General features: G+C 42.3%; 10 protein-coding genes and 3 tRNA genes. 8 read left to right on the forward strand and 5 right to left on the reverse strand.

Annotation, left to right across the window (positions count from 1 at the left end; translation table 11 throughout):
• Window positions 1-25: 25 nt before the first annotated feature.
• Window positions 26-101 (reverse strand) — tRNA-Val (locus PROVALCAL_RS07605).
• A 472-nt stretch (window positions 102-573) separates the two neighbouring features.
• Between PROVALCAL_RS07605 and gltX the strand changes: the two genes are divergently transcribed.
• The 4 genes from gltX to PROVALCAL_RS07625 all read left to right on the forward strand — a co-directional run bounded on the left by gltX (window position 574) and on the right by PROVALCAL_RS07625 (window position 3933).
• Entirely contained in the window at window positions 574-1995 is a 1422-nt protein-coding gene (gene gltX, locus PROVALCAL_RS07610; protein ID WP_006658600.1) for a glutamate--tRNA ligase, read from the forward strand.
• Window positions 1996-2174: 179 nt separating this feature from the next.
• Window positions 2175-2250 (forward strand) — tRNA-Ala (locus tag PROVALCAL_RS07615).
• A 62-nt stretch (window positions 2251-2312) separates the two neighbouring features.
• Window positions 2313-2388: transfer RNA gene (locus PROVALCAL_RS07620), tRNA-Ala, on the forward strand.
• 213 nt (window positions 2389-2601) lie between these two features.
• On the forward strand, window positions 2602-3933 hold the full coding sequence (locus tag PROVALCAL_RS07625) for a flavin monoamine oxidase family protein (RefSeq protein ID WP_006658601.1): 1332 nt from the start codon (window positions 2602-2604) through the stop codon (window positions 3931-3933).
• A gap of 22 nt (window positions 3934-3955) precedes the next feature.
• Here the strand turns inward: PROVALCAL_RS07625 and PROVALCAL_RS07630 are convergent, their stop codons facing one another.
• The 4 genes from PROVALCAL_RS07630 to zipA form a co-directional block, all read right to left on the reverse strand.
• Window positions 3956-4171, reverse strand: a complete 216-nt coding sequence (locus PROVALCAL_RS07630; protein ID WP_006658602.1) for a DUF3820 family protein — start codon at window positions 4169-4171, stop codon at window positions 3956-3958.
• Between the two features lie 95 nt (window positions 4172-4266).
• Window positions 4267-5451, reverse strand: a complete 1185-nt coding sequence (locus PROVALCAL_RS07635; protein WP_006658603.1) for a NupC/NupG family nucleoside CNT transporter — start codon at window positions 5449-5451, stop codon at window positions 4267-4269.
• Between the two features lie 242 nt (window positions 5452-5693).
• Window positions 5694-7730 carry an NAD-dependent DNA ligase LigA gene (ligA, locus tag PROVALCAL_RS07640; RefSeq protein ID WP_006658604.1) on the reverse strand — a complete coding sequence of 679 codons (2037 nt, stop codon included), beginning with the start codon at window positions 7728-7730 and terminating at the stop codon, window positions 5694-5696.
• A 45-nt stretch (window positions 7731-7775) separates the two neighbouring features.
• Window positions 7776-8849 carry a cell division protein ZipA gene (gene zipA / locus PROVALCAL_RS07645; protein WP_006658605.1) on the reverse strand — a complete coding sequence of 358 codons (1074 nt, stop codon included), beginning with the start codon at window positions 8847-8849 and terminating at the stop codon, window positions 7776-7778.
• A 219-nt stretch (window positions 8850-9068) separates the two neighbouring features.
• On the opposite strand from zipA, the gene cysZ reads away from it, so the two are divergent.
• From cysZ to ptsI, 4 genes are all read left to right on the forward strand, one after another.
• A complete protein-coding gene (gene cysZ / locus PROVALCAL_RS07650; protein ID WP_006658606.1) occupies window positions 9069-9833 on the forward strand; it encodes a sulfate transporter CysZ in 765 nt (254 codons plus the stop codon).
• A gap of 240 nt (window positions 9834-10073) precedes the next feature.
• Entirely contained in the window at window positions 10074-11030 is a 957-nt protein-coding gene (gene cysK / locus PROVALCAL_RS07655) for a cysteine synthase A (RefSeq protein WP_006658607.1), read from the forward strand.
• 355 nt (window positions 11031-11385) lie between these two features.
• Window positions 11386-11643, forward strand: coding sequence for a phosphocarrier protein Hpr (gene ptsH / locus PROVALCAL_RS07660; protein WP_006658608.1), 258 nt, complete (start codon window positions 11386-11388; stop codon window positions 11641-11643).
• Window positions 11644-11779: 136 nt separating this feature from the next.
• The gene (gene ptsI, locus PROVALCAL_RS07665; protein WP_006658609.1) at window positions 11780-13507 is read left to right on the forward strand and encodes a phosphoenolpyruvate-protein phosphotransferase PtsI; all 1728 of its coding nucleotides are present in this window, start codon (window positions 11780-11782) and stop codon (window positions 13505-13507) included.
• Window positions 13508-13551: the final 44 nt, after the last annotated feature.

The following is a 13551-nucleotide window of genomic DNA, read 5'->3' on the forward strand; positions in this document are numbered from 1 at the left end:
TCATTTATGTTGTCATCGTCGGCGGTGGTGGGCGATAGCGGGCTCGAACCACTGACCCCCTCCTTGTAAGGGAGGTGCTCTACCAACTGAGCTAATCGCCCCGTCGTCGATGGAGGTGCATTATAGGGATACTACATTCTGAGTCAACGGTTTTTGAATAGATTTTTTCTGTTCGTTGCAAAAATAATCAAGATGTTTTAATTATCACCTAACAAGTGCCCTTTTTAATCAATTATCTACAATATCTTACTAAATTTTCTTAGAAAAAAATCACCAAAAGCTATCCAGACTAAAAATCTTAGACACTATTTTTTCAATTTGATGATTTTCTTTATCTGTAAAGAGAGAAGCTGATTGAGGATTCATTATAGGATGATAGAATAGAGGGACATTTTAGCAATGCTTAATAAAATCAGGATGCAAGGTCAGCGTATGAAGTCATCCTTTCATGGATGCGCGTCTCCCTTTTAGCCCGTAATATAACAATCGTGTTCATTCCCTATTGTTGTGTTGCATAAAATCCGATGAATATAAGCGCACAAGAAACAACGTTTCGCAATTAAGGCAATCTCGATGAGTAAAATCAAAACCCGTTTTGCACCAAGCCCAACTGGCTACCTGCACGTTGGTGGTGCTCGTACCGCCCTGTATTCCTGGTTATTTAGTCGCCACAATCAGGGCGAATTTGTCCTGCGTATTGAAGACACCGACTTAGAGCGCTCAACCCAGGAAGCTATCGATGCCATTATGGACGGTATGAACTGGTTGAATTTAAATTGGGATGAAGGCCCTTACTACCAAACTAAACGTTTTGATCGCTACAATGCTGTGATCGACGAAATGCTAGAAGCTGGCACCGCTTACCGTTGCTACTGTTCTAAAGAGCGTTTAGAAGCATTACGCGAAGATCAAATGGCTAAGGGTGAAAAACCACGCTATGACGGTTGCTGCCGTGATCATGAACATAACCACACGGCGGCAGAGCCACATGTTGTCCGTTTCCGTAACCCACAAGATGGCTCTGTTATTTTCAATGATACCATTCGTGGGCCAATTGAATTCAGTAACCAAGAACTGGATGATCTGATCATTCGCCGTACTGATGGCTCACCAACTTACAACTTCTGTGTTGTTATTGATGACTGGGATATGGAAATTACTCATGTCATTCGTGGTGAAGATCATATTAATAATACACCTCGTCAAATCAATATTCTGAAAGCATTGGGGGCACCAGTGCCTGAATATGCTCACGTTTCGATGATTCTAGGCGATGATGGCAAAAAACTCTCTAAACGCCATGGCGCAGTTAGCGTTATGCAATACCGTGATGACGGTTATCTGCCACAAGCACTACTAAACTATTTAGTTCGCTTAGGCTGGTCACACGGCGACCAAGAAATCTTCACGATTGAAGAGATGAAAGAATATTTCTCTCTTGATGCTATCAGCAAGTCAGCAAGTGCATTCAACACTGAAAAATTACAGTGGCTGAACCATCACTACATCAATACCCTGCCAGCTGAAGAAGTAGCAACCTACCTCGCATGGCATATCGAACAACAAAATATCGATACCAGCACAGGTCCACAATTAGTTGAATTAATCAAACTATTAGGTGAACGTTGCAAGACACTGAAAGAAATGGCGGAATCATGCCATTACTTCTATCAAGATTTTGACGAATTTGATGCTGATGCAGCGAAAAAACATTTACGTCCAGTCGCTCGTCAACCATTAGAAGTAGTGAAAGATAAACTCATCGCTATCTCAGATTGGACTGCGGAAAATGTTCATCAGGCAATCGAAGCAACAGCTGCTGAGTTAAACGTCGGTATGGGTAAAGTGGGTATGCCACTACGTGTTGCAGTGACAGGTGCGGGTCAATCCCCAGCTTTAGATGTTACCGTTCACGCTATTGGTCAAGCACGCTCCATTGCTCGCATTGAAAAAGCATTAGCGTATATCGCAGAACGCGAAGCATCTGCACAATAAGCCCCTCTCTATTTACTGCCTCTTAACTTCAGGGGCAGTTTTCTTTTTGCCTCCCCCTTCAAATGGGAATTGATTGCAAAATGTTCTATATTTCAGCAATTAAACCCGAAAAACATATTAATATATTGACACTCCAACCGAGCTTGAATATGATGCCTCCCGTCCAAAAGATTTTGTTTGGGGCTATAGCTCAGCTGGGAGAGCGCTTGCATGGCATGCAAGAGGTCAGCGGTTCGATCCCGCTTAGCTCCACCATCTAAAACCAGTTTAGATGGTAGAATTTGAACAATAAATTCCAACAAAAACACTTTCGTTCGGGGGCTATAGCTCAGCTGGGAGAGCGCTTGCATGGCATGCAAGAGGTCAGCGGTTCGATCCCGCTTAGCTCCACCAAATCTCCCTTATTTCCCATTCTTATTTACTTAATTGTTCTTACCTACTTTCCTAAAAATAACACCTAAAATTTCACTTAACTCATTCAATCCTACTTATCTATCTGTTCACAACTAATTTACTCATATATAATTAACTTATAATTTTATTTAAATAAAATTATTCAGATGTGCAATCGCATATCGTTTGTTTTCCACTTCAACTAGGTGAGTTATGCCACACATAGATGCCGATATCATCGTGATAGGAGCAGGTGTTTCAGGTTTATCAGTCGCAAATCAGTTACAATCTCAACATAAAAAAATCCTTATTTTAGAAGCTCGCAATCGCCTCGGTGGACGAATCCATACCCAAGAAATTGACAACCAATTTTATGATTTAGGCGCATCATGGATCCACGGGATCACCAATAATCCAATTAATGCGATTGCTCAGCAGCACCATATTCAAACTGTCGTTTTCAATTACCAAGATGCGATTTTCTATAAGAAAAATGGCTTGGTTTTATGTGAAGATGAAAAAGAGGCTTTTGAAGCAGGCCTTGATTATTTGATGAACCAGTTTGAAATCATGTCATCTCCTTGCCAATTTAATAATGCGGCAGAAGCGCTAACTAGCTGGCTCCAAAGCCCGGAGTTTCACCATTTGCTCACCGTACAACACCGTGCGGATCAATCACTATTTGAGCAGCTGCAAGTGAGTTTACATGAATTTTTTGAGGTCATCGCAGAAGATCCCTGTGCATGTACGCTAGAGACCTTATCACCGCATTTTTTACAATTAGAAGGCTTTTGTGAAGGCGATGAAGTGATTTTCCCTCGAGGGTACTCACAAATCATCGAAACGCTATCTGATGGGCTAAATATTCGTCTTAACCATCCCGTTAAGCATATTGATTACCATGATAACCACGTTACCGTGACAACCCATGATGACCAACAATTTCATGCCACTAAAGTGGTTATTACTGTACCGCTTGGTGTCCTGAAGAAAGAAGCTATTCAATTCACACCAGCACTACCTAATGTAACTCAAGATGCGATTAACCAACTTGGATTTGGTGTATTCAATAAACTATTTATCACTTTTGAGCATGCATTTTGGCGTAAGGATTCACTCAATAATGTGAATAGTATGTATATCCATGAGTCTGATTACTGGCTCAATTTTATGGATGTAAGCACGATTTACCAAAAACCAACCCTACTCTTTCTATTTGGTGGGTTGTCCGCAAAATGGCTTGAGGAGTGTGATGAGCAGACCGCATGGCATGAATTACAAGCATCACTCTGTAAAGTGTTTGATCATGTTCCCGCGCCAATACGTTTGATGAAAACCGAATGGGAAAAAGATATTTATGCGTATGGCTCATTTAGTTATCCTGCATCTAACTATTCAGCCAATCAAATCGCACAATTAAAACAGCCTATTGATAATAAAATCTTCTTTGCGGGAGAGCATTTAGCACTATTAGGCGCAGGTACTGTGCATGGCGCTTACCAATCAGGTATAGAAACGGCTAATACAGTGATCAGCACACAATAATAGGCCATTAAGCCTCTACCCCTTATTGGCGTTTTAGAGGCTTAACAATGCTATCTAGCCCTTCAATCTTCAGCCCTAATGTCATTTCCATCAACTGTCCTAACCGCCCTGCCGGAAACTCCCCTTTTTTATAAAACCATAATAGGTATTCCTCTGGCAGGTCAATCAGTATGCAACCTTTATATTTACCAAACGGCATCGATGTATTAGCTATATCAATTAAGTCTTGTTTTTCCATTCTTTCCTCATGCTTTATCGATAGAAAGCCTTAGACATAAAAAAACGGCATTCACTGAATGCCGTTTTTCACTGTAACACTTTTTATAGCGGTAACTACAGGATTAATCCAACCACTGCCGCAGATAAGAAGCTTACCAGTGTTGAACCATACAGTAATTTCAGACCAAAACGTGCAACGGTATTTCCTTGTTTTTCATCTAACCCTTTAATCGCACCAGCAATAATACCGATAGAAGAGAAGTTAGCGAACGAAACTAAGAATACGGATAAAATACCAACAGAACGGTCTGATAAACCTGATGCCACTGCTTTTAAGCCATCCATTGCTACGAATTCGTTAGTGACCATCTTCACAGCCATGATGCCGCCAACTTGCAGTGCTTCATTAGCAGGAATACCTAACATCCAAGCAAATGGATAGAACACATAACCCAGCATGGTCTGGAAGCTCACGCCGAATATCGCGGAACAGATACCATTAACCATGGCAATCAGTGCAATAAAACCAATCAGCATCGCAGAAACGATAATCGCAACTTTAAACCCTGCAAGAATATATTCACCTAGCATTTCGAAGAAACTTTGACCTTCATGCAGACTACGCATTTGGATCTCTTTTTCCCCTTCAGGTGGGTACGGGTTGATCAGTGATAATACAACGAACGTACCAAACATGTTCAGCACCAGCGCTGCAACCACATATTTTGGATCCAACATCGTCATGTATGCGCCAACAATTGACATTGAAACGGTCGACATCGCCGTTGCTGCCATCGTGTACATTCTTCTTTCTGACATGCTGCTTAATTGGTCTTTATATGCAATAAAGTTTTCTGACTGACCCAGCAATAATGAGCTCACTGCGTTGAATGACTCAAGTTTACCCATACCGTTAACTTTCGATAACACCGTACCGATGATACGAATGACAAAAGGCAGTACTTTAATGTGTTGTAGAATACCAATCAGCGCTGAAATGAAGATGATTGGACACAGCACTTGCAGGAAGAAGAAGGCCAAGTTTCCTTCAATCATTCCACCGAAGATGAATTTAGTCCCTTCTGCTGCATAACCCAACAAGTGGGTAAAGACACCAGCAACAGCAAGAACAAAGGACTCACCAATACCTGATTTTAAGAACAAGTAAGCGAGCGCAATTTGAATAACGAGCAATTGAATAACGTAGCGTGGACGAATCCCTCTACGGTTACTACTCGCTAGAATCGCAAGTGCAGCGATAATAACTATGGATAAAATAAAGTGCAGGATCGAGGTCATATTTGACTCCAACAAAGTTACGAATCAGTCTATGCGCATATTCTATGTAATGGGCAACATTTAAATGAGATTAAAATCACATTAATATGAAAACTGGCTCTACCATTTTTCCAAAAGTAACGACCAGATCACGTTTCACGAATCACGTCCCAATAACAACAGGATAAATGTTAGCCAGAAAATAATAAATGCCATTATCCCCTTGGTTGATAATGGCATTGCGCATTAAATATAGGTCACGATTAGATATTCAGCAAACGAATTAACTCTTCTTCATCAATGACTTTTATGCCGAGTTCAGTAGCTTTCGCTAACTTAGACCCCGCCGCTTCACCCGCAATAACTAAGTCCGTTTTTTTCGACACACTACCTGCGACTTTCGCACCTAAAGCGACCAGTTTATCCTTGGCATCATCACGAGAAAGTGTTGACATCGAACCTGTCAGAACAACTGTTTTACCCGCAAATGGACTGTCAATTTCAGCACTATTAATGACTTTAACTTCTGGCCAATGGATATTCGCAATAGTCAGTAAATCATGAATAACTTGGCGATTATGTTCTTCACGGAAAAAATGCACGACATGCTTCGCAACCACTTCACCAATATCCTGTACAGTTTTCAGTGAATCTTCATCTGCTGCCATCACCGCATCTAACGACGCGTAATGTGCGGCGAGGTTTGCCGCAGTGGCTTCACCCACTTCACGGATCCCTAATGCATAGATGAAACGGGCGAGTGTAGTTTGTTTAGATTTCTCTAACGCATCAATCAGTTTTTGCGCGGATTTTGGTCCCATTCTTTCTAGACCCGTTAATTTACCCGCTGATAATTGGTAGAGCTGCGCCGCATTTGCGACATACTCTGCATCCACCAATTGCTCAATGATTTTATCTCCCATGCCATCCACATCCATTGCACGGCGAGAAACAAAGTGCTTCAGAGACTCTTTCAACTGCGCCCCGCAGGTTAACCCGCCTGTGCAGCGAGCTACCGCCTCCCCTTCTACACGCTCAATATCCGAATTGCATACTGGGCAGTGTGTTGGAAATATAATTTCACGGCTATCCGCAGGGCGTTTGTCCATGACAACACTGACAATTTGTGGGATCACATCCCCTGCTCGACGGATTACGACCGTATCACCAATGCGAACACCTAAGCGATCTATCTCATCGGCATTATGGAGTGTCGCATTACTGACGACGACACCTGCAACTTGTACTGGCTCTAAACGTGCCACAGGTGTGATGGCTCCAGTGCGCCCAACTTGGAATTCAACATCCTTCAGCAATGTTATCTGTTCTTGGGCTGGAAATTTAAATGCCGTAGCCCAACGTGGCGCACGCGAGACAAACCCCAATTCCTCTTGGATTGCAATATCGTTCACTTTAATCACTACACCATCGATATCAAAACCGAGTGTTGGGCGAATTTTTTCAACATGATGATAAAAATCGAGAACTTGCTGGCAACCCACACGCAGTTGAACATGCTCACTGACTGGTAATCCCCAAGCTTTAAATTGCATTAACCGTTCATAATGGGTATCCGGAAGTGTTTTTCCTTCCACCAGCCCCACGCCATAGCAATAAAAGGTTAATGGACGTTTAGCCGTAATACGTGGATCTAACTGGCGAAGGGAACCCGCTGCCGCATTACGTGGGTTAGCGAAAATCTTACCATCCGTTTTACGTGCTTCTTCGTTCATCGCCTCAAAGCCTTTTTGAGGCATAAAAACTTCACCACGAATTTCAACACGCGCAGGAATATTATCCCCGCGTAAACGTAGCGGAATTGCTTTGATCGTGCGTACGTTGGCCGTGATATTTTCGCCAACAGTACCATCACCACGGGTTGCCGCTTGAACTAACTCACCATTTTCATACAGCAAACTGACAGCTAGACCATCTAATTTGAGTTCGCAGCAAAATGTTAATTCAGTGTGGTTATGCAGTCGGTCTTTCACGCGTTTATCAAATGCGAGATAGCTTTCTTCATCAAATACATTATCTAAAGAAAGCATGGGAATTTCATGGCGAACAGTGTCAAATGCCGCTAAAGGTGCTGCCCCTACGCGCTGCGTTGGTGAGTCCGTTGTGATCAGCTCAGGATGTTCTGCTTCAAGCGCCTTGAGCTCTTGCATCAGTTTGTCATATTCCACATCGGGAATTTCAGGGGCATCCATAACATGATAGAGGTATTCGTGATGGCGCAATTGCTGTTTTAACGCGTCTATTTTTTGTGTGAGTGCGTCAGGATTTTTTTTCGTCGTCATGTTTCACCAATAGATATAAAAAACCCCCTAAGTCGGGGGTTTTAATTAACTTAATGTATTTCGAATTCTTGCATGATACACCTCTATTTTTTGAGGTGTCAGTATTTTTCGTTCATCATCCAATACAACACCGCCTGCATCTGATGCGATGCGCTGCGCGGCTTGAAGCATGAGTTTAAAGTTTTGGCTCGCCTCACCGTACGATGGCACCATCATAAAGATAGAGACACCCGGCGTCGTGAAATCAGCCATAGCTTCTGGATCAAATGAGCCTGGCTTCACCATATTCGCCAAACTAAAGAGGACTGGACCAGACCCCGCTGGGTGCACATGGCGGTGGAAAATATTCATGGCTCCGAATTGGAAACCTGCCTGAAGAATACTTTGCAACAAAGCTTCACCTTCAAGAACTTGACCATGATGTGCCGCAACGTGCAGTACCAGAACAATTTCTTTTTCGCTTGCAGAGGCGGCTTTCTCGGTCGATGCAGTCTCAGGCTCTTGTGCAACTTCAGCGTGAGAATGTGCAACTGACTGCGCCGTATCCTGAGAAACTGGAGCTTGTGTTGCAGGCGATTGAGGTGCTCGCTCTTGAACGGGTGCAACAGAGGTTGCCGGCTCAGGATAAATTCTTACTGGCTCTGAAACATGTTCTTGAACATCAGCATCATCCGCAATATTAATCGTTAATTGCTCTGGTGCCTGACGATTATCGGCATGTGGAGCAAATACTGGCTCAGAAGCAACTGATTTAGCGACTTTAGGAGCAAGTTGCGGTGAGTGCTCTGCCGTTAAATTAAACTCAGGCTCTGCGTCACGTTGCGTTGTATGAGATGGAGAAATATGAGGTTGAACAACGGGCTCAACACGCGGCTCTTCTTTCACCATATAGATAGGCTGATCGTCAACAGCGACTTTTTGTGTCGGTTGATTCTCAGTAAACAAAGCAGAATCATCATATTCAGATGAGTTTTCCTGCGTGTCATTCTTTCTACGTTTTACAGGTCTGTCGCGAAATAACTTAGAGCGCTCTTTACGGCTGGTCCATAAACCATGCAGTAATAAAGCGACAATCGCTATCGCACCTACGACCACTAATATTAGACGCAAATCCTGCATCGCTGCTATCTCTAGTTGATGAATAATGATGCCATCACGGCGGAAACTACCTTAAGATTATTTCTCAATTGCTCTAAGTGCAACCCTCAGAACGATTTTCTTACAAGAAAGAGAATATTCCGCTTTCATTTGCTGCTTTTTTATACAAAATTATCACTAGTCAGTGTAATTTCATACCTATATGATACATGCTCACCCGTAAAGGAGATAATAAGAAGTATGACCCAATCGACATTTTCGCCACAAAAAAATCACTCTGGATTTTATTACTTTTCCCAAGGGTGGCGACTAATCACTCGTCCTGGTATTAAACGTTTTGTACTTTTGCCTCTGTTAGCAAACATTCTGTTACTTGGTGGTGCTTTTTGGTGGTTATATAGCAAACTGGGTGGATGGATTGAGCAGGTCATGAGCTATATTCCTAGCTGGCTACAATGGCTTGACTATTTAATTTGGCCCCTCGCTGTCATTTCTATCTTACTGGTATTTAGCTATTTCTTTAGTACCATCGCCAATATTATTGCGGCGCCATTTAACGGCTGGTTATCCGAGCATTTAGAAGCTGAACTGACGGGTAAACCTGCTCCTGATACAGGTATGGCTGAACTACTAAAAGATGTGCCACGCATGATTAAACGTGAATTTGTGCGTATTGCTTACTATTTACCACGCGCTATCGTGCTATTGGTCCTGTTCTTTATCCCAGGGATTGGGCAAACTGTCGCCCCTGTTTTATGGTTCCTATTCGGCGCATGGATGATGTCCATTCAATATTGTGACTATCCTTTTGATAACCATCGCGTTGGATTCAATGACATGAAGCAAGCGCTCTCAAAAGACCGCGTGAATAATGTTCAATTTGGTGGTGCTGTCAGCTTACTCATGATGATTCCAATTCTGAACTTAGTGATCATGCCTGTTGCCGTCTGTGGAGCAACATTAATGTGGGTCGACCGCTATCGCGCTCGTTATGCTCGCTACTAATACTTTTTAGGGATATGCAGGTACCCCACCTGCATATCCCTACTGTCAACGCTTCTCACTATTCTGCTCTCCATCATACTTTCAATCTTGGTTATAATAATGCGCTTTTAAATAACCTATGGTTATATTCTAGTGTTAAATCATATTTGCAATAATCAGTTGTTCGAGTATGTTGAATTCATATTCAATTGTGAAAAGCACACCTAATTCTTGGCTAACCGTTAATTTTAAGGATGTCCCATGAGCAAAATTTATGAAGATAATTCGTTGACCATTGGAAATACACCATTAGTGCGTTTACAGCATTTTGGCAATGGAAATATTTTAGCGAAAGTGGAATCTCGCAACCCAAGCTTCAGTGTAAAATGCCGTGTCGGCGCAAACATGATCTGGGACGCAGAGAAAAAAGGCATCCTGACAAAAGATAAAGAATTGGTAGAACCAACCAGCGGAAACACCGGTATTGCCCTTGCCTACGTGGCCGCTGCGCGCGGTTATAAATTAACATTGACCATGCCAGAAACCATGAGCGTTGAACGCCGTAAGTTACTAAAAGCCCTTGGCGCAAATCTGATCCTGACTGAAGGGGCAAAAGGCATGAAAGGTGCGATTGCCAAGGCGGAAGAGATCGTCAATAGCAATCCTAATAAATATCTGTTACTTCAACAATTTAGCAACCCCGCCAACCCTGAAATTCACGAAAAAACAACCGGTCCTGAAATTTGGAATGACACCGATGGAAACGTGGATGTTGTCGTGTCAGGCGTCGGTACTGGTGGAACAATTACTGGCATCGGGCGTTATTTAAAACACACCAAAGGGAAAAAAGACGTGGTTATGGTCGCGGTAGAGCCAACGACCTCCCCAGTCATTACACAAGCGCTAGCAGGTGAAGAGATCAAACCCGGTCCCCATAAAATTCAAGGGATTGGTGCTGGATTTATTCCAGGTAACTTAGACCTCTCTATTATCGACAAAGTCCTTCAAATTAGCGATGACGAAGCCATTTCAACCGCACGTGAACTCATGGAAAAAGAAGGTATTTTAGCCGGGATTTCATCAGGTGCAGCAATTGCAGCAGCAGTAAAACTGGCCGCTTTACCTGAATATAAAGGTAAAAATATTGTGGTTATTTTGCCTTCATCCGGAGAGCGCTACTTATCCACTGCCTTGTTTGCCGATATTAATGCAGAATAATAAACGCTAAGTTAACATTACGTTAAAAAAGCACCAGTTAGGTGCTTTTTTTGTGGGTGAGATCATAAATTAGCACGGATTGAGATGATTTATTATCCGGTGTTTAGTATTAAACATAGTAATTATTTCACACCTCGAAATTAATCACTTTTTGGTCACTTATGTTCTGAAATGCAGAATACCCACCAAAAGTGTGGTGTGATACATAAGCTAAAAAAATGATAATTTGGTTGATACCAAACAAAGTAGCAAACCAGATGAATCATTGATAATCTAAATTATACGCATGTACAGCATATTTCATCTACAATAGGCTGTGTCATCATAAAAAACTTAAAATCACTGAGGAAATATTATGTTCCAGCAAGAAGTTACTATTACAGCACCTAATGGTTTACATACTCGCCCTGCGGCTCAATTCGTTAAAGAAGCAAAAGCATTCACTTCTGATATCACCTTGAGCTCAGGCGGTAAATCAGCGAGCGCAAAAAGTCTGTTTAAACTACAAACTTTAGGTTTAACTCAAGGTACAGTAGTCACCATTTCTGCTGAAGGTGAAGACGAGCAACAAGCAGTTGAGTTTTTAGTTAAACTGATGGGCGAGTTAGAATAATTTTCCACTCTGCCATCTTGTTTTAACGTAATAATTCCCCGTCCCTGAATACATTATTCGGGGACACCTGCTTAATCACTTATATCTACTGTTGTCTCTGCAACATCAAAACTCCTATCAGTAGTAAGGTAATATTATGATTTCAGGAATTTTAGTATCCCCAGGTTTTGCTTTTGGTCAGGCTCTCATCCTCAAAGAAGATCCTATTGTTGTCAGCACCCGTAAAATTACTGACGAGCAAATCGATAAAGAGATCCAAAACTTCATTGATGGACGAAACAAATCAGCTGAGCAGCTTAGCCTTATCAAAGAGAAAGCAGAAAAAAATCTTGGTGCGGAAAAAGCTGAGATTTTTGAAGGTCATATCATGCTGCTGGAAGATGAAGAGTTAGAGCAAGAAATTGTCTCCCTCATCAAAGGCGATAAAAAAACAGCGGATGCTGCCGTTTATTCGGTCATCGAAGACCAAGCACAAGCACTCGAAGCGCTAGATGATGAATACTTAAAAGAACGTGCAGCAGACGTGCGTGACATCGGTAAGCGTTTACTCAAAAACATCCTTAATATTCCAATTGTTGATTTAAGCGCAATCACCGAGGAAGTTATTTTAGTTGCACCTGATTTAACCCCATCCGAAACCGCTCAGTTGAACTTAGACAAAGTTTTAGGCTTCATCACTGACCTCGGTGGTCGTACTTCTCATACCTCTATCATGGCTCGTTCACTAGAAATCCCTGCTATCGTCGGTACAACTGACGCCACCAGCAAAGTGAAAAGCGGTGATTTCATTGTGTTAGATGGCGTAAACAACACCATTTATCTCAATCCATCTGAAAGCGAAATTGACAAACTGAAAGCCTTCAGAAATGAGTACCTGCAAGAAAAAGAAGAGCTGGCAAAATTAAAGGATTTACCCGCAATAACCTTAGATGGTCATCAAGTCGAAGTCTGTGCCAACATTGGTACCGTGCGCGATGTCGCTGGTGCTGAACGCAATGGTGCAGAGGGTGTGGGTCTATACCGTACTGAGTTTTTATTCATGGATCGTGATGCTCTACCTACAGAAGAAGAGCAATTCCAAGCCTATAAAGCCGTAGCAGAAGCCATGGGTAGTCAAGCTGTCATTGTTCGTACCATGGATATTGGTGGCGATAAAGACTTACCATACATGAACTTACCGAAAGAAGAGAACCCATTCCTTGGCTGGCGTGCAATTCGTATTTGTCTTGATCGCAAAGAAATTCTACACTCTCAATTAAGAGCTATTTTAAGGGCGTCTAAATTTGGTAAACTGCGTATCATGTTCCCGATGGTTATTTCTGTTGAAGAAGTTCGGGAACTGAAAGCAGAACTTGAGATGCTTAAAGGGCAGCTACGAGAAGAAGGCAAAGCCTTTGATGAAGCCATTGAAGTCGGTATTATGGTGGAAACACCAGCCGCAGCAATTATTGCACATCATTTGGCGAAGGAAGTTGATTTCTTCAGTATTGGGACGAATGATCTCACTCAATACACTTTAGCGGTTGACCGTGGTAATGAGCTGATTTCTCACCTTTATAATCCGATGTCTCCAGCCGTCTTGAACTTGATTAAACAAGTGATTGACGCTTCTCACGCAGAAGGTAAATGGACGGGTATGTGTGGTGAATTAGCAGGTGATGAACGTGCGACCTTATTGCTGTTAGGCATGGGGCTGGACGAATTTAGTATGAGCGCAATCTCAATTCCTCGTATCAAAAAGCTGATTCGTAATGCGAATTATGCAGATACACAAGCGCTAGCGGAACAAGCACTTGCTCAACCAACAGCCGAAGAATTGATGAAACTTGTAGATACCTTTATCCAAGAAAAAACGTTATGCTAACAGCAGCACATTAGTTCGGTCCCATATAAAACGATTAGGAGAAG

Origin of the sequence: Providencia alcalifaciens DSM 30120 (assembly GCF_000173415.1) — a bacterium.
Taxonomy (GTDB): domain Bacteria; phylum Pseudomonadota; class Gammaproteobacteria; order Enterobacterales; family Enterobacteriaceae; genus Providencia; species Providencia alcalifaciens.

Bases quoted from the DNA above. Each gene is read 5' to 3' on its own strand.
- gltX (WP_006658600.1), top strand. From the start codon at position 574: ATGAGTAAAATCAAAACCCGTTTTGCACCAAGCCCAACTGGCTACCTG.
- PROVALCAL_RS07625 (WP_006658601.1), top strand. From the start codon at position 2,602: ATGCCACACATAGATGCCGATATCATCGTGATAGGAGCAGGTGTTTCA.
- PROVALCAL_RS07630 (WP_006658602.1), bottom strand. From the start codon at position 4,171: ATGGAAAAACAAGACTTAATTGATATAGCTAATACATCGATGCCGTTT.
- PROVALCAL_RS07635 (WP_006658603.1), bottom strand. From the start codon at position 5,451: ATGACCTCGATCCTGCACTTTATTTTATCCATAGTTATTATCGCTGCA.
- ligA (WP_006658604.1), bottom strand. From the start codon at position 7,730: ATGACGACGAAAAAAAATCCTGACGCACTCACACAAAAAATAGACGCG.
- zipA (WP_006658605.1), bottom strand. From the start codon at position 8,849: ATGCAGGATTTGCGTCTAATATTAGTGGTCGTAGGTGCGATAGCGATT.
- cysZ (WP_006658606.1), top strand. From the start codon at position 9,069: ATGACCCAATCGACATTTTCGCCACAAAAAAATCACTCTGGATTTTAT.
- cysK (WP_006658607.1), top strand. From the start codon at position 10,074: ATGAGCAAAATTTATGAAGATAATTCGTTGACCATTGGAAATACACCA.
- ptsH (WP_006658608.1), top strand. From the start codon at position 11,386: ATGTTCCAGCAAGAAGTTACTATTACAGCACCTAATGGTTTACATACT.
- ptsI (WP_006658609.1), top strand. From the start codon at position 11,780: ATGATTTCAGGAATTTTAGTATCCCCAGGTTTTGCTTTTGGTCAGGCT.